The sequence below is a fragment of the Cupriavidus sp. U2 genome (assembly GCF_009663685.2).
Lineage (GTDB): Bacteria > Pseudomonadota > Gammaproteobacteria > Burkholderiales > Burkholderiaceae > Cupriavidus > Cupriavidus necator_C.
The window spans coordinates 171,766-187,034 of the sequence record NZ_RCOG02000011.1 but is presented as its reverse complement, the minus strand read 5'-3'; the positions used below and the strand labels follow the sequence as shown (position 1 = coordinate 187,034).

The window sequence follows — 15,269 nt, the reverse complement described above, 5'->3', positions numbered from 1 at the left end:
AGCGAACGTGAATCTTCCACTGAACGGCATCAAGATCATCGACTTCACGCATGTCCAGGCCGGCCCCGCCTGCACCCAACTTCTCGCATGGTTCGGCGCGGACGTCATCAAGGTGGAGCGCCCGGGCTCGGGCGACGTGACCCGCACGCAGCTGCGCGACCAGCCCGACGCAGACGCGCTGTACTTCACGATGCTCAACAGCAACAAGCGTTCGCTGACGCTGGACACCAAGAAGCCGGAAGGCAAGAAGATCCTGGAGCAGCTGATCCGCGAATCGGACGTGCTGGTCGAGAACTTCGGTCCGGGCGCGCTGGACCGCATGGGCTTCTCGTGGGACCGCATCAGGGAACTGAACCCGATGATGATCGTGGCATCGGTGAAGGGCTTCAGCGACGGCCACCACTATGAAGACCTGAAGGTCTACGAGAACGTGGCGCAGTGCGCCGGCGGTGCCGCGTCAACGACCGGCTTCTGGGATGGCCCGCCGACCGTGTCGGCCGCCGCCCTGGGCGATTCGAACACCGGCATGCACCTGGCCATCGGCATCCTGACCGCGATCATCGGCCGCCAGCAGACCGGCAAGGGCCAGAAGGTGGCCGTGTCGATGCAGGACGCCGTGCTGAACCTGTGCCGTGTGAAGCTGCGCGACCAGCAGCGCCTGGACGCCCTGGGTTATCTGGAAGAGTATCCCCAGTACCCGCATGGCACGTTCAGCGACGTGGTGCCGCGTGGCGGCAACGCCGGCGGTGGCGGCCAGCCGGGCTGGGTGCTGAAGTGCAAGGGCTGGGAAACCGATCCCAACGCCTATATCTACTTCACCGTCCAGGGCCACGCCTGGGAGCCGATCTGCAAGGCGCTGGGACGGGAAGAGTGGATCGACGATCCGAACTACAACACGGCCAAGGCCCGCCAGCCGCACATCTTCGAGATCTTCAACACCATCGAGGAATGGCTTGCCGACAAGACCAAGTACGAGGCGGTGGACATCCTGCGCAAGTTCGACATTCCGTGCGCGCCGGTGCTGTCGATGAAGGAAATCGCGGCCGACGAATCGCTGCGCAAGAGCGGGTCGATCGTTGAAGTCCCGCACAAGCAGCGGGGTACGTACCTGACCGTGGGCAGCCCGATCAAGTTCTCGGACCTGAAGCCGGAAATCACGGGTTCGCCGCTGCTGGGCGAGCACAGCGAGGAAGTGCTGTCCGGCCTGGGCTACAACGCCGAGGAGATCGCCCGTCTGCGCGAAGCGCAGGTGATCTGAGCAGGACACCAGCATTGCCAGTGCCCCGATGGTGACAGCGGGCCGGAACAGGCGCGCCGGGGTGCGTGGGTCGAACGACCCCGTACCCCGGCGCGTTTTCATCTGGACGCGCGCCAGCAGTGCCACAATGAGGCCGGTACGGCTTGGCAAGGCTTGGCAAGGCGAAGGGCCACCCACCATTCCTCAGGAATGACCATGCAGACTGCAATCGACTACGAACAGCTGGTGTCGGCCATCGGCGACGCCGTCATCATTTCCGGCGCCGACGGCGCCATCACCCTGTGGAACCCGGCTGCGGAGTACATGTTCGGCTACACCCAGGAGGAAGCCCTGGGCAAGTCGCTGGACCTGATCATTCCCGAGCGCCTCCGTGCGCGGCATTGGGAAGGCTACGACAAGACCATGGCAACGGGCCAGACCCGCTACGGCCATGACCTGCTCAAGGTGCCGGCGATCAACAAGAAGGGCGATACGATGTCGATCGCCTTTACCGTGGCGCTGCTGCATGGCGACGGCGGCGAAGTCACCGGCATCGTGGCGGTCATCCGCGACGAGACCGTGCGCTTTCAGGAAGAGCGGGCGTTGCGCAAGCGCATTGCGGAACTGGAAGCCAAGGCGGCTGCGGCGGCCGCAGCCGGCTGACAGGCCGGTCCAGGGGCGCCGACCTTCATCCTGGCTGCGCCCCGGTTCCTTGTCGCATGGCTGCCGCCATGGTCGCGCCCAGCTCCGCGGGCGATGCGGCCACGTGGATGCCGGCCTCGCGCATGGCGTCGATCTTTGCCGCCGCCGTGCCCATGCCGCCCGGGATGATGGCGCCGGCATGCCCCATGTGGCGTCCCGGTGGCGCCGTGGCGCCGGCGATCCAGCCCACCACGGGCTTGCGCGTACGCGCATCGCGCAGGAAGCGGGCGGCGTCTTCTTCCGCCGAACCGCCAATCTCGCCAATCTCGCCGATCATGATGATGCCTTCGGTCTGCGGATCGGCCAGGAACATCTCCAGGCAGTCGATGAAGCCGGTACCGTTCACCGGATCGCCGCCAATGCCGATGCAGGTCGATTGGCCGAGCCCGGCCGCCGTGGTCTGCGCCACGGCCTCGTACATCAACGTGCCCGAGCGTGACACCACGCCGATCCTGCCCGGGGTATGGATGTGTCCCGGCATGATGCCGATCTTGCACTGGCCGGGCGTGATCACGCCCGGGCTGTTCGGCCCGATCAGGCGGCTGCCTGAACCCGACAAGGCCCGCTTGACGCGCACCATATCGATCACGGGAATGCCTTCGGTAATGCAGACGATCAGCGCAATGCCGGCATCGACCGCCTCCAGGATGGCATCGGCGGCACAGGGCGGCGGCACGTAGATGACCGACGCATCGGCGCCCGTGGCATCGGCCGCCGCAGCCACGGTGTCGAAGACCGGCAGCCCCAGGTGCGACGCACCGCCCTTGCCGGGCGTGACGCCTCCGACCACCTTCGTGCCGTACGCCAGCGCCTGTTCCGAATGGAACGTGCCCTGCGCGCCGGTAAAGCCCTGGCAGATCACGCGCGTGTTCTGGTCGATCAGGACCGCCATGTCACCGTTCTCCTTGTGTCCGGGTGGCGCGCACCGCGGCCACCACTTTCCCGGCCGCGTCGGCAAGCTGGCTGGCAGCGATGATCGGCAGGCCCGAATCGCGCAGGATCTGCCTGCCCAGTTCGACATGGGTGCCTTCCAGCCGCACCACCAGCGGCACGGTCAGGTCCGACTCGCGCGCTGCGGCGACCACGCCTTCTGCGATCACGTCGCAGCGCAAGATGCCGCCGAAGATGTTCACCAGGATGCCTTCCACCCTGGGATCGGCCAGGATCAGCCGGAATGCGGCGGTCACCCGTTCGGCCGTGGCGGCGCTGCCCAGGTCCAGGAGGTTGGCCGGCTCGGCGCCATGGCGCTGGATGAGGTCCATGGTGGCCATGGCCAGGCCGGCGCCGTTCACCATGCAGCCGATATTGCCGCCCATCCGCACGTAGTGCAGCCCGTGGCGCGCGGCCTCGGCTGCGGCCGGATCTTCCTCGCTCTCGTCGCGCATGGCCTCGATCTCGGGATGGCGGAAGAGGGCGTTGTCGTCGAACTCGAAATTGACGTCGAGCGCCAGCACGTCGCCGCTATCAGTGATCGCCAGCGGATGAATCTCGACCATCGACGCGTCGAGTTCGGTGAAGGCGCGGTAGACAGCGAGGATGAGCCGCGCGGCCGCATCCGCCTGCTTGCCCAGCAGTCCCAGGCCGCTGGCCACCCGGCGTGCGTGAAATGGCTGGATGCCGCTGGCCGGATCGATCGCTACCTTCAGGATGTTCTCGGGCGTACGGGCGGCAACCGCCTCGATGTCCAATCCACCTTCGGGGGACGCCACGATGGTGATGCGTGACGTGGCGCGGTCGATCACCATGCCCAGGTATTGCTCACGCGCGATGTCGCAGCCTTTTTCGATGTAGAGGCGCCGCACCACCCGGCCAGCCGGGCCGGTCTGGCTGGTGACCAGCGTCTTTCCCAGCATCTGCGACGCGCTCGCGTGCACGTCGTCGATCGACGTCACGACGCGCACGCCGCCCTTGCCGGAGCCATCGCCAGCGGCTTGTTCGATGAAATGCCCGGCACCCCGGCCGCCTGCGTGGATCTGCGATTTCACCACCCACACCGGCCCGCCCAGCTTGCGGGCGGCATGGGTGGCCTCGTCTGGCGTAAAGGCTACACAGCCCTGCGGCACGGGCACGTCATAGCGCCGGAGCAACTCCTTGGCCTGATGTTCGTGGATGTTCAACGTGTCTCCTCATCTGGATGCGCACGATGGCGCAGGGCGGTGTCCGCTCCTTCTTCTTGCAGCCGAAAACATGGTATGTAATATATCAACATAATCGAGCGAACAGTGAGGAAATGCCTGCTGACACCGCGCGGCGCAACGACGTGCGCCGCGATGTTCTGTACCCAAGGACTACGCTTGGGTTCGATGCGGGTTTGCTGCGACGCAGAACCGAAAGTTGGTCGCATTGTGCCTTTTCCTCTTGTTCTGCTCTGATATATCACATACGGTGTTTAGCAAGATCGACGCCGCACGGCGCGCCGGCCGGTCGCGCAGACATTGCCTTCACGAGAATCCTCAAGGAGACAACGCCATGAACAACAAGGCACTGGAAGGGGTCCGCATCCTCGACATGACTCATGTGCAGGCCGGCCCCTCGGCCACTCAGCTGATGGCCTGGCTGGGTGCCGATGTGATCAAGGTGGAGCTGCCCGGCCGTGGCGACATCACGCGCAGCCAACTGCGGGATGTGCCGAACGCGGACAGCCTCTACTTCACGATGCTGAACTCGAACAAGCGCAGCCTGACCCTCAATATGAAGACGCCCGAGGGCAAGGCCTTGCTGGAAGACCTGGTGCAACGCTGCGACGTACTGGTCGAGAATTTCGGGCCGGGCGTGCTGGATCGCGCCGGCTTCGACTGGGACCGCCTGAGGGCGCTGAATCCGCGCCTGATCTACGCGTCGATCAAGGGCTTCGGTCCGGGCCCGTACGTGGACTGCAAGGCGTATGAGAACGTGGCCCAGTGCATGGGCGGGGCGGCCAGCACCACCGGCGAAGAGGACGGCGTTCCCACCGTGACCGGCGCCCAGATCGGCGATTCCGGCACCGGCGTGCATTGCGTGGTGGGCATCCTGGCCGCGCTGCTGCAGCGCGAGAAGTCGGGGCGGGGCCAGCGCGTTGAAGTGGCCATGCAGGATGCGGTGTTGAACCTGTGCCGCGTGAAGCTGCGCGACCAGCAGCGCCTGGCGGCCGGCCCGCTCAAGGAATATCCGAACCAGGCATTTGGCGATTTCGTGCCGCGTGCCGGCAATGCGTCGGGCGGCGGCCAGCCCGGTGCCGCGCTGCGCTGTTCGCCGGGCGGGGCCAACGACTACGTGTACGTGATCATCCAGCCGCAGGGCTGGGAGCCGCTGATGCGCCTGTGCGGCCGGGAGGACCTGATCACGCATCCGAACTTCGCCACCCCCGAGGCGCGACTGAAGATCCTGGGCGAATGCTTCGGCGTCATCGAGAAATGGACCAGGACCCGGACCAAGTTTGAAGTCATGGCGGCCCTGAACGAAGTGGACGTGCCGTGCGGCCCCATCCTGTCGATGAAGGACTTGATCGAGGATGGCTCGCTGTACGACCGTGGCTACCTGGTGGAACTGGATCACCCGCAGCGCGGCAAATATGTGCAACTGGGCTGCCCGATCACGCTGTCCGATTCGCCGGTGGAAGTCGAACGCTCGCCGCTGCTGGGCGAGCACACCGACGAGGTACTTGAATGGCTGGGCCGCACGCCGGCGCAGATTGCCGCGCTCAAGGCGGCCGGGGCAGTCTGACGTCGTAGAAAAGCCAAGGGCCCCGTGACGGGGCCCTTGCTGCGCTGGCGGTGCCGCGGAACTTAGTTCGCGCCGGCGCCGGCCATGCCGCGCAGGTATTCGTTCTTCTTGTCGAAGATCAGCTGGCTCAGGAACGGCGCGTCGTACGCGTTCAGCAGGTGGGCATGGTACTGCTCGATATAGCGCGTGACGCGCGTCTTTTCGCAGTCGATGCCGCACAGCCATTCGAACATCGGAGCGTCCCAGCGGAAGCGCAGGCCCAGTTCGGTGAACGCGGCGTTGTAGGCGGCCAGCTGGATCTCACGATCAAGGTGGCGCATCTCGCTGACGGCCGTCGGCATTGCAACGGTGGCGGGCGCGTCGGATTGGAGGTGGTTCATGATCGTCTCCTGTGGTTGCACACGTCTGTACTGCAGTGTGTGATGTCCGAAGCTTAGACAGCAGGAACGATTTACGATAATTAAAGTTTCATCGAAAAACCATAAGTCATCGCTTATACAAGAGACGACTAGCCATGATGGGGCCGGATCAGGCCTTCGACGCCCGTGATCTGCTGGATCAGCGTGTGGCCTTCCTCCATCAGGAACTGCTTGAACGCCAGCGCCACCGGGGGCAGGCGCTTGTTCTTGCGATGGACCACATACCAGTTCAGCATCACGGGAAAGCCTTCGATATCGAGCACGGCCAGCTTGCCGGTCTGCAGTTCCAGGCCGACGGTATGTGCCGACAGGAAGGCAATGCCCATATTGGCGATCACGGCCTGCTTGATGGTCTCGGTGCTCTTGATCTCCATCGCGATGCGCAGGTTCGAGAGCCGGCCGGCAAAACCTTCCTGCATCGAATTCCACGTGTCCGAGCCTTTTTCGCGCGCCACGAAGGCCTCCTCCGCCAGACCCGCCAGCGGGATACGTCGCTGGCCCACCAGCGGATGGTTGGGTGCGGCCACGATGACATAGGGGTGCGGGGCGAACGGTTCCGCGATCGTGTCCATGCCCTCGGGCGGGCGTACCATGACCGCCAGGTCGGTCAGGTTGCCGCTCAACTGGTGCAGCAGTTCCTCGCGGTTGTGCACTGCAAGATTCAATGTCACCGATTCATGCCGGTTCATGAATTCCGCAAGCAGGCGAGGGAAGAAATAGTCGCCCGCACTGATCACGGCGACGTTCAGGCGGCCCCCGGATATACCCTTAAGCTGCGCCATCGCGTCTTCGGCTTCCCGGAATTGCTGAATGATGCTGCGGCTGTAGTGAAGCATCTCGGTGCCGGCCGGCGTCAGGTAAATGCGCTTGCCAAGCTGCTCGAACAGGGGCAGGCCGACGTGCAGCTCCAACTGTCGAACCTGTGTAGAAACAGCAGGTTGCGTGAGATGCAGCTCTTCGGCCGCGCGGGAAAAGCTGAGGTGGCGGGCCACCGTTTCGAAGACTTTCAGCTGGCGCAGCGTCGCATTCTTCATTGCACGATTTCCCGCAATCTATAAAGGATCGTCAATGATCATAATAAAAAACTTTATGCTGTGCTGATCTAAGTTTGAAGTAGCATCAATCCACGAATACACGTGCCGCAATGTCAGGCGCGCTCATTCAGTAGTGAAAGCGGGCGTCCCCCAAGGCCAAGCCCACCACGCGCGCCGCAGAGCGCGCATGACACTAATGCAAGGAGACACGACATGGCGCACATCAATGCGGCAGGCCCCGCCATGGGCAATGCAAACGGAGGCTTCCTCCGCAATCGCTGGTTCCAGCTATTCATCGGTGTACTTTGTATGGGCTTGGTGGCGAACCTCCAGTATGGCTGGACGCTGTTCGTTACGCCGATGAACGCCAAGCACCATTGGGGCGACTCCGCAATCCAGGTCGCCTTTTCCATTTTTATCGTCACGGAAACCTGGCTCGTGCCGCTGGAAGGCTGGCTCGTGGACAAGTTCGGCCCGCGTCCGGTGGTGGCCGGCGGCGCCATCTGCGCCGGCCTGGCCTGGGTGATGAATTCGTATGCCACGTCGCTGCCGATGCTTTATACGGCAGCGGTGATCGCCGGTATCGGCGCGGGCGGCGTGTATGGCACCTGCGTGGGTAACGCGCTGAAGTGGTTCCCGGACAAGCGTGGCCTGGCCGCCGGCCTGACCGCCGCCGGCTTTGGCGCGGGGTCGGCGCTGACGGTGATCCCCATCGCCAACATGATCCAGAAGTCCGGCTATGAACATGCGTTCTTTACGTTCGGCATCATCCAGGGCGTGCTGATCTTCGCCATGGCCTTGCTGCTGGTGAAGCCGCAGCCGCCCAAGGGGCTGGTGGCCAACAAGAAGATCCTGACCAACCCGGTGGAGTTCACGCCTGGCCAGATGGTGCGCACGCCGGTGTTCTGGGTGATCTACATCTCGTTCGTGGCCGTGGCGGCCGGCGGCATCATGGCCACCGCGCAACTGGGCCCCATCGCCAAGGACTTCGGCTTTGCGTCGATGCCGGTGACGATGCTGGGCATGACGCTGCCGCTGCTGACGATGACGCTGTCGATCGACAACCTGTGCAACGGGCTGACGCGTCCGCTGTGCGGCTTCGTCTCGGACCGCATCGGTCGGGAAAATACGATGTTCCTGATCTTCATCGGCGAAGGCCTGTCGCTGATCGGCCTGCTGGAGTTCGGCCACGACCCGTACATGTTCATGCTGTTCGCGGCGCTGACGTTCCTGTTCTGGGGCGAGATCTTCTCGATCTTTCCCGCGCTGTGCGCCGATACGTTCGGCAGCAAGTTCGCCGCGGCCAACGCCGGCACGCTCTATACGGCCAAGGGCACGGCCGCGCTGCTGGTGCCGGTGGCATCGGTGCTGTCGCATACGGGCGGCTGGAACCTCGTGTTCGCCGTGGCGGCCGTGATGACGGTGGCGGCGGGGCTGGCGGCCAAGTTCGTGCTGCAGCCGATGCGCCGGCGTTTCATCACGGGGCATGCCGAGGCACAGCCTGTCCCGGTCAGCGACAACGGCACCTATATGGCAGGTTTCTCCACGGGCAAAGGTGAATAGCCCGCGCCACAACCCCGGCAGTACCCAGCAAGGAAGGAGCGGCACCATGAATGTTTCGCTTCCTCAGTTGAAGGCCTTTGCCGCGGTGGCGCGCCAGAAAAGCTTTACGCGCGCCGCGGCGGAACTGGGTCTTACGCAATCGGCGATCAGCCGTAGCGTGCGCGAACTGGAAGAAGAAATCGACCAGCGGCTGTTCGACCGGACCACGCGCCAGGTAGAGCTGACCGACGCCGGCGAAATGCTGTCGCAACGCATCTGCCATCTGATCGAGGAAGTCGAGCAGACGCTGCGCGACAGCCACGGCACCGGCAAGCCGAGCCAGGGCACCGTGCAGATCGCCACCGACCCCGTGCTGTCGTCGATGTCGGTGCCGATGTGGCTGGCGGGCTGCCGCAAGGCGTGGCCCGGCATCGGCATCACGCTGCGCGACCGCTCGCATGAATCGGTGCTGCAGAGCGTGCGCAGTGGCGAGGTGGATTTCGGTATCGCCAGCAATCCGGCACCCTGCGATGACCTGTACTGCGAACCGCTGTGCGTCGACCCGCTGCAAGCGGTGCTGCCGGCGGACCATCCGCTGGCGTCGCGCGATTCGTTGGGGTGGGGCGAACTGGCCGATGCGTCGGTGCTGTCGCTGGACCAGCATTCCGGGGTCCAGCCTGCGGTCGAGCGCGCATTGTCCACGTATCACGTCAGGCCGGGTTCGCTGCAGTTGCTCGGACATTTCGCGGCCATCTTCGGCATGGTGGCGATGGGGCTGGGCATCGGCGTGGTGCCGTCGCGGGCGCAGGCCAGTGGCTTGGCGCCCGCTGCTGTGCTGCGACCATTGCGGCCCCAGGTGACTTCCAACGTCATGCTGGTACGGCGCAAGGCGCGCTCGCTGAAGCCCAACGCGGCGGCCGTCTGGGACAACCTGCGGGCGCAGGAGTACGACCAGGAGCTCTTGAAGAAAGTGGGGTAGGGTGATGAGCGCGATTCACCTGCCGCACTGCGGCAAATATTGCTGCGCCATTTCTAGCACTTTCTCTTCATGATCTGATCGCCAGCCGTCTTCCGGACCCGATTATGAGATCAACAACGCACCCCACGGGGTGCGTTGTTGTTTTTAGAGCGATTCCACTACAGATATATCACATACCAAATATTTACAGACCTCGCAGTGCAGCATATAATGAATCCACCTTGATCCTTACGACTTAGGAGTTTTCATGAACACCACGCTGCTTACCCTTCTCGCCCTCGGTGTTGTTTCGCTGGGTGTCACCGTGACTTACGTGCTCGCCACCGTCCTGCCGATGGGCCTGCTGACCACCGCCCAGGAACATGGCCGCTTTGCGGGTCTGGGTTCGTCGGAAGAGTCGTCCACCGGCATCGGCAGCTCCGCCTCGGATATGGTGCTCCAGCCCCGCTTCCTGCACGCCTGATCGCTGTTCGACGAATTTTGCAGTACCTGTAGTGTGCAGTTGGTAGTAGCAGGGAAGTTGTAGCGGCCGGCAACTCCCCGCAGTGCGCAGTCCCCGCAGTCCTCAGCGGCCGTCTTTTCAGAGTTTCGCCAGCCGTATCCCCATGCCCCTGCGCCAGTGATCTCAGGTCGCGACGCAGCACGGCATATCCCGCTTTCCCTCCCCCCACATCCCGCCCCGGATTTCCCCGGCTTTTTCCTTTTCGACTCATGTGCCGTGGTCCTGAACCGCGCCGAATTCAGCTTGCCCGCTGATGATTCGACGTCGCCGGAAGGGTCGGGACTTTCCCTAGATCGGGTTATCCGCCACATGCGCCGCAGCAATTTCCATTGATGCCGGATGCATGCCTAAGTATCTGATCGGCAAGAAGATCGGCTCGCTTGGCCGGCGGGCTTTCATGCCCACGATGCACCAGTTGGCGGGGCCACGCGACTGGGTGCTTTCGAATGTCTGCCTGACAGGTCAGGTAGGCCGCCGAATCGCCTTGACTTGCGTGATATACCACATACTGTATAGCACTAGAGCGGCCAGCCGTTCGACACAAAAACACAAAGCAGCAGCAATACACACCACAGGCACCAATGCAGATGCCGATCCACAACAGCGGGCCCACCCGCCAGAAGGAGACACCATGGAAAGTCAGCAAAGCGCACCCGCGCAAGCGTCCTGGTATTCATCGCCGTGGACGCAGCTTGTATTCGGCGTGATCTGTATGGCGATGATCGCCAACATGCAGTACGGCTGGACGCTGTTCGTCAACCCGATCGACGACAAGTACCACTGGGGCCGCACGGCGATCCAGGTGGCTTTCACCATCTTTGTGGTGACCGAGACCTGGCTGGTGCCGATCGAAGGCTACCTGGTGGACAAGTACGGTCCGCGCCCGGTGGTGGTTGGCGGCGGCCTGCTGTGCGCGGTGGCCTGGGTGATGAACTCGATGGCGTCGTCGCTGCCGATGCTCTACGTGGCGGCCGCCATTGGCGGCGTGGGCGCGGGCGCGGTGTATGGCACCTGCGTCGGTAACGCGCTGAAGTGGTTCCCGAATCGGCGGGGGCTGGCGGCGGGTCTGACGGCCGCGGGCTTTGGCGCCGGGTCGGCGGCCACCGTGGTGCCGATCGCCAACATGATCAAGAGCAGCGGCTATGAGGCCACGTTCCTGTACTTCGGTCTGGGGCAGGGCCTGATCGTCATGGTCCTGGGCATGTTGCTGCTGCCGCCGTCGGCCAAGATCCTGGCGGACGTCAAGTCGACGCTCAAGGCCGCGACCACCTACAACGCGTCGCCGCGCCAGGTGATGTCGTCGCCGATCTTCTGGGTCATGTACGCGATGTTCGTGATGATGGCGGCGGGCGGGCTGATGGCTACCGCGCAGCTGGGCCCCATCGCCAAGGACTTCGGCCTGCACGATTCGCCCGTGTCGATCTGGGGGCTTACCTTGCCGGCGCTTACCTTCGCCCTGACCATCGACCGTGTGCTGAATGGCCTGACACGCCCGTTCTTCGGCTGGGTGTCGGACAACATCGGTCGGGAAAATACGATGTTCCTCGCGTTCGCCGTGGAAGCAGTGGGCATTCTGCTGCTGGCCAATTACGGCCACAATCCAGTGGCATTCGTGGTCCTGACCGGCATCGTGTTCTTCGCCTGGGGTGAAATCTACAGCCTGTTCCCGGCCACCTGTGGCGATACGTTCGGGCCGAAATTCGCGGCGACCAACGCGGGCATGCTCTACACGGCCAAGGGTACGGCCGCGCTGCTGGTGCCGTTCTCCAGTGTGATCACGGCGGCCACCGGCGACTGGCATGCAGTGTTCATGCTGGCATCGGGCATGGCAGCGCTCTCGGCGCTGATGGCGATCTTCGTACTCAAGCCGATGCGCGAGGCCCACGCAAAAAAGTACGTTCAGGACACCTCGACGACCCCGATGGGCTATCGTCCGGTGCCGGATGACCTGACCTGATCCCTGCGCCTCGGCGCCATGGCAGCGTTGAAAAGCCCGCCTCGCGCGGGCTTTTTGTCCGGTCGCATTTTCCTGAAAAAAGGGAAAGTGATTGCGACACTATCCGGCTAATCAATCGTGTGGGGATTGGCTACGATGCAGGCATCCCGTCAATCTTCGAGAGGACCCTGACATGAAAGCCATTGGCCTGACCCGTTACCTGCCCATTTCCGATCCGCAATCGCTGGTCGATGTGGAAATTCCCAAGCCCGAAGCCACCGGCCGCGACCTGCTGGTCAAGGTGGAAGCCATCGCCGTGAATCCGGTGGACACCAAGGTGCGGGCGCCCAAGGACAAGGTCGAGGATGCCCCGCGCGTGCTGGGCTGGGACGCTGCCGGCACCGTGGTGGCGGTGGGGGCCGAGGTGACGCTGTTCAAGGTGGGGGACCCGGTGTTCTACGCGGGCAGCATCACGCGGCCGGGCGCGAACAGCGAGTTCCATCTGGTGGATGAACGCATTGCCGGCCACAAGCCCGCATCCCTGGACTTCGCGCAGGCGGCCGCGTTGCCGCTCACGGCGATCACGGCCTGGGAAGCCCTGTTCGACCGCCTGGGCGTTTCGCCAAAAGGCGACGATGCGGGCAAGTCGGTACTGATCATTGGCGGGGCGGGCGGCGTGGGATCGATAGGCATCCAGCTGGCCAAGGTGCTGGCGGGCCTGACCGTGGTGGCCACGGCCTCCCGTCCGGAGTCCGAGGCATGGTGCCGCCGCCTGGGCGCCGATCACACGATCGACCATCGTCAGGACATCCCGAAGCAACTGCGCGCGCTAGGGTTTGCGCACGTCGACTATATCCTTTGCTTCAACGATACGGATCGCCATTTCCATGCGATGGCCGCGGCCATTGCCCCGCAGGGCAAGATCTGCTCGATCGTCGAGAATGCCGGCCCGCTGAGCGTGGGCGAACTGAAGAGCAAGAGCGCCACGTTCGTCTGGGAATTCATGTTCACGCGCGCGATGTACGAGACGCCAGACATGATCGCGCAGCATCGCCTGCTCAATGAAGTGGCGCGCCTGGTGGATGCCGGCAAGCTGCAGACGACCGTGGGGGACAACCTCGGCGCCATCCGTGCCGACAATCTGCGGCGTGCCCATGCCCTGCTGGAAGGCGGACAGACCATCGGCAAGCTGGTACTGCAAGGGTTCTGATCACTGCGACGCGGAAGCCCTGTACGACATCGGGGGCAGGGCCGGCGCGGCTGCCAGGCCGCACACGAAGCGCGCGAGATGCGCGACGACATCGGCGTCGCGCAGGATGCGCCGATGGCCCAGGCCCTCGGTGGTAATCAGGCGCGAGTCCGGCCACGCGCCGGCAATGGCCGCGCCATCTTCCCAGCGGACTTCCTTGTCGTCGCGGTCATGAATCACCAGCAATGGTGGGACCGGCCGGGTACGACCGATATCGGGCACATTGAACGTGGACCAGCTCGCGCCGAGCCATTGTTCGCTGCGGCGTTGCATGCGATCCAGCACATGCGGCGCGACGCCAAGCTGCCAGGCCATGGCGGCGCATGCGTCGTACATGTCGGCTGGCGCCCCGATCATTGCCACCCCGCGGGCGGGCAGGCCCTCGCGAATCGCCTGCGCGGCCGCCGCGCCGCCCAGCGAATGCGCCACCACGGCGTGCACAGGTCCGACATGCCAGGCCACGGCCAATAGCGATCGCGCCATTTCCAGGATCGATGTTTGCTGCTGTCCTCGTGCGCCCGCATCGGACGCGCCGTGCGACAGGGCGTCGAAGGCCACCACGCGCATGCCCGCCGACAACAGGCCGGCTGCCACGGCGTGCCACTGGCCCGCATTGCCGCCCCAGCCGTGCGCCAGCAGCACAACGGGCCCCTTGTTACCCCAACGATACACGCGCACGCGCCGGCTGGCGCCCTGGCCAGTGACCAGTGCCCATTCCGCGCGCGCCGCATCCAGCATGCGGCGACCTTCCGGGCTATGTTTGCCCCGGGGCGGACTGAACCACAGGCGCTCAAGCGCCGTCGCCGTCGCAGCGGGGAAGAGCAGACTGCCCGCCTGCCAGCGCAGACGGCGCCACGCCATCGCACTGGCTTCCAGGGCGCCGGCTACCGTACGCGGCGGATAGGAAAGGGCGCCGCCAGTGTGCTGGACGGCGGCGCGTTGGGATGCGGATGACAGCACTTGCGGCACGACGAACACCTCCGACTGATCATTTACCGACTTGGTCAGTGACAAGACGCTATTTGCCTTATCTTTTTTATGCTTCGCGACCGACCAGTCGTGCTATTTTCAGGGCAAGAAAATGCGGCAAAAATGCCGCCTGAACCACCCTCTGCATCGCCACGCCGCTTGCGCTGTGGCGGGTGAAAATCCCGAACTACCGTCGCCTTGCACAGTATCCCTGGGGATCAGTGTGTGCCGGCGGTCTCCGTGCTGCGATTCTCTCTGAAGTCATTGACCAGGCGCCCGAACGCGCGGCGCGCCATCACTTCCGCGTCGGCCCGGGCCATCAGCCTGGACGACGACTGGAATGACATGCCGATGCCTGCCATCTCGAAGGCAAACTGCCGGGCGTCGGTGTCGGTGCGCAGGTCGCCTTCCTCCACGGCATCGGTCACCACGCGGACGATGGTGCTGTGCCAGTCCTTGAATGCCTGCACGAGCCTGTCGCGGATCACGCCGGGTCGATTGCGGTATTCCTGCGACAGCGCCATGAACACACAGCCACCTTCGATCACCGCGCCCGCAATCCATGAAAGATAGCCATCGAACAGCGTCTGCAGCCGGGCGACGCCACGGTCCTGGCGCATCGCGGGCTGCACCACGATCTCGGAAAATCGCTCCATGGCACGGGCCAGCACGGCCTCCTGCAGCGCCTCCTTCGACCTGAAGTGGGCGTAGAGGCCGCTCTTCGACATATTGGTGTCGGCGGCCAGCGTGGCGAGCGACAACTGCTCGAAGCCGACCTGCGTGGCCGACTGCAGAGCCTGTTCGATGATCGCGGTGCGCGTGAGCTGTCCCTTTTGCATGCGTTCGAGAATAGCACGACCGGACGGTTTGTCAACTTGCCTTATGCCACACGTGGACGATACTGATGTGACGTCAACGCAAAGCGCGCACTACCGTTATGTGGGGGCGGGAGGAGGAAGCTGTGCTTTATCCGCCGTTTGGATGAGAGTCTGGCGGCA

The 15,269-nt window shown here is 64.2% G+C and carries 14 protein-coding genes; 8 read left to right on the top strand and 6 right to left on the bottom strand.

Annotated features, from left to right (window positions below; genetic code table 11):
* Positions 1-7 precede the first annotated feature (7 nt).
* Positions 8-1,258, top strand: a complete 1,251-nt coding sequence (gene frc, locus D9X30_RS09825; RefSeq protein ID WP_249640928.1) for a formyl-CoA transferase — start codon at positions 8-10, stop codon at positions 1,256-1,258.
* A 195-nt stretch (positions 1,259-1,453) separates the two neighbouring features.
* Positions 1,454-1,900 (top strand): PAS domain-containing protein, encoded by a 447-nt coding sequence (locus D9X30_RS09820; RefSeq protein ID WP_153948530.1) that lies wholly within the window; start codon positions 1,454-1,456, stop codon positions 1,898-1,900.
* A 25-nt stretch (positions 1,901-1,925) separates the two neighbouring features.
* On the opposite strand, the gene sucD is transcribed toward D9X30_RS09820, so the two are convergent.
* Together sucD and sucC are read right to left on the bottom strand one after the other, a co-directional pair.
* Positions 1,926-2,831: a succinate--CoA ligase subunit alpha gene (sucD, locus tag D9X30_RS09815; protein ID WP_153948529.1), complete on the bottom strand. Its 906-nt coding sequence runs from the start codon at positions 2,829-2,831 to the stop codon at positions 1,926-1,928.
* A gap of 1 nt (position 2,832) precedes the next feature.
* On the bottom strand, positions 2,833-4,056 hold the full coding sequence (gene sucC / locus D9X30_RS09810; RefSeq protein WP_153948528.1) for an ADP-forming succinate--CoA ligase subunit beta: 1,224 nt from the start codon (positions 4,054-4,056) through the stop codon (positions 2,833-2,835).
* A gap of 352 nt (positions 4,057-4,408) precedes the next feature.
* On the opposite strand from sucC, the gene frc (D9X30_RS09805) reads away from it, so the two are divergent.
* A complete protein-coding gene (gene frc, locus D9X30_RS09805; protein WP_153948527.1) occupies positions 4,409-5,641 on the top strand; it encodes a formyl-CoA transferase in 1,233 nt (410 codons plus the stop codon).
* A gap of 62 nt (positions 5,642-5,703) precedes the next feature.
* Here frc (D9X30_RS09805) and D9X30_RS09800 read toward each other — a convergent pair whose 3' ends face one another.
* Positions 5,704-6,021: a LysR family transcriptional regulator gene (locus D9X30_RS09800; RefSeq protein ID WP_153948526.1), complete on the bottom strand. Its 318-nt coding sequence runs from the start codon at positions 6,019-6,021 to the stop codon at positions 5,704-5,706.
* Between the two features lie 128 nt (positions 6,022-6,149).
* Positions 6,150-7,094, bottom strand: a complete 945-nt coding sequence (locus tag D9X30_RS09795) for a LysR family transcriptional regulator (protein WP_153948525.1) — start codon at positions 7,092-7,094, stop codon at positions 6,150-6,152.
* Positions 7,095-7,307: 213 nt separating this feature from the next.
* Between D9X30_RS09795 and oxlT (D9X30_RS09790) the strand changes: the two genes are divergently transcribed.
* From oxlT (D9X30_RS09790) to D9X30_RS09770, 5 genes are all read left to right on the top strand, one after another.
* Positions 7,308-8,657, top strand: a complete 1,350-nt coding sequence (oxlT, locus tag D9X30_RS09790) for an oxalate/formate MFS antiporter (protein WP_153948524.1) — start codon at positions 7,308-7,310, stop codon at positions 8,655-8,657.
* Positions 8,658-8,703: 46 nt separating this feature from the next.
* The gene (locus D9X30_RS09785; RefSeq protein WP_153948523.1) at positions 8,704-9,615 is read left to right on the top strand and encodes a LysR family transcriptional regulator; all 912 of its coding nucleotides are present in this window, start codon (positions 8,704-8,706) and stop codon (positions 9,613-9,615) included.
* Between the two features lie 247 nt (positions 9,616-9,862).
* Positions 9,863-10,078, top strand: coding sequence for a hypothetical protein (locus D9X30_RS09780; protein ID WP_153948522.1), 216 nt, complete (start codon positions 9,863-9,865; stop codon positions 10,076-10,078).
* 670 nt (positions 10,079-10,748) lie between these two features.
* Positions 10,749-12,074 carry an oxalate/formate MFS antiporter gene (oxlT, locus tag D9X30_RS09775; protein ID WP_153948521.1) on the top strand — a complete coding sequence of 442 codons (1,326 nt, stop codon included), beginning with the start codon at positions 10,749-10,751 and terminating at the stop codon, positions 12,072-12,074.
* Positions 12,075-12,246: 172 nt separating this feature from the next.
* Positions 12,247-13,263 carry a zinc-binding alcohol dehydrogenase family protein gene (locus tag D9X30_RS09770; RefSeq protein WP_153948520.1) on the top strand — a complete coding sequence of 339 codons (1,017 nt, stop codon included), beginning with the start codon at positions 12,247-12,249 and terminating at the stop codon, positions 13,261-13,263.
* On the opposite strand, the gene D9X30_RS09765 is transcribed toward D9X30_RS09770, so the two are convergent.
* Both D9X30_RS09765 and D9X30_RS09760 read right to left on the bottom strand, forming a co-directional pair.
* Positions 13,264-14,163 (bottom strand): alpha/beta fold hydrolase, encoded by a 900-nt coding sequence (locus D9X30_RS09765; RefSeq protein ID WP_153948608.1) that lies wholly within the window; start codon positions 14,161-14,163, stop codon positions 13,264-13,266.
* A gap of 326 nt (positions 14,164-14,489) precedes the next feature.
* The gene (locus tag D9X30_RS09760; RefSeq protein ID WP_153948519.1) at positions 14,490-15,110 is read right to left on the bottom strand and encodes a TetR/AcrR family transcriptional regulator; all 621 of its coding nucleotides are present in this window, start codon (positions 15,108-15,110) and stop codon (positions 14,490-14,492) included.
* Positions 15,111-15,269 lie beyond the last annotated feature (159 nt).

Excerpts from the sequence above, each read along its gene's own strand:
- D9X30_RS09820 (WP_153948530.1), top strand. The coding sequence starts at position 1,454 with ATGCAGACTGCAATCGACTACGAACAGCTGGTGTCGGCCATCGGCGAC.
- sucD (WP_153948529.1), bottom strand. The coding sequence starts at position 2,831 with ATGGCGGTCCTGATCGACCAGAACACGCGCGTGATCTGCCAGGGCTTT.
- frc (WP_153948527.1), top strand. The coding sequence starts at position 4,409 with ATGAACAACAAGGCACTGGAAGGGGTCCGCATCCTCGACATGACTCAT.
- D9X30_RS09800 (WP_153948526.1), bottom strand. The coding sequence starts at position 6,021 with ATGAACCACCTCCAATCCGACGCGCCCGCCACCGTTGCAATGCCGACG.
- D9X30_RS09795 (WP_153948525.1), bottom strand. The coding sequence starts at position 7,094 with ATGAAGAATGCGACGCTGCGCCAGCTGAAAGTCTTCGAAACGGTGGCC.
- oxlT (WP_153948524.1), top strand. The coding sequence starts at position 7,308 with ATGGCGCACATCAATGCGGCAGGCCCCGCCATGGGCAATGCAAACGGA.
- D9X30_RS09785 (WP_153948523.1), top strand. The coding sequence starts at position 8,704 with ATGAATGTTTCGCTTCCTCAGTTGAAGGCCTTTGCCGCGGTGGCGCGC.
- D9X30_RS09780 (WP_153948522.1), top strand. The coding sequence starts at position 9,863 with ATGAACACCACGCTGCTTACCCTTCTCGCCCTCGGTGTTGTTTCGCTG.
- oxlT (WP_153948521.1), top strand. The coding sequence starts at position 10,749 with ATGGAAAGTCAGCAAAGCGCACCCGCGCAAGCGTCCTGGTATTCATCG.
- D9X30_RS09770 (WP_153948520.1), top strand. The coding sequence starts at position 12,247 with ATGAAAGCCATTGGCCTGACCCGTTACCTGCCCATTTCCGATCCGCAA.
- D9X30_RS09765 (WP_153948608.1), bottom strand. The coding sequence starts at position 14,163 with ATGGCGTGGCGCCGTCTGCGCTGGCAGGCGGGCAGTCTGCTCTTCCCC.
- D9X30_RS09760 (WP_153948519.1), bottom strand. The coding sequence starts at position 15,110 with ATGCAAAAGGGACAGCTCACGCGCACCGCGATCATCGAACAGGCTCTG.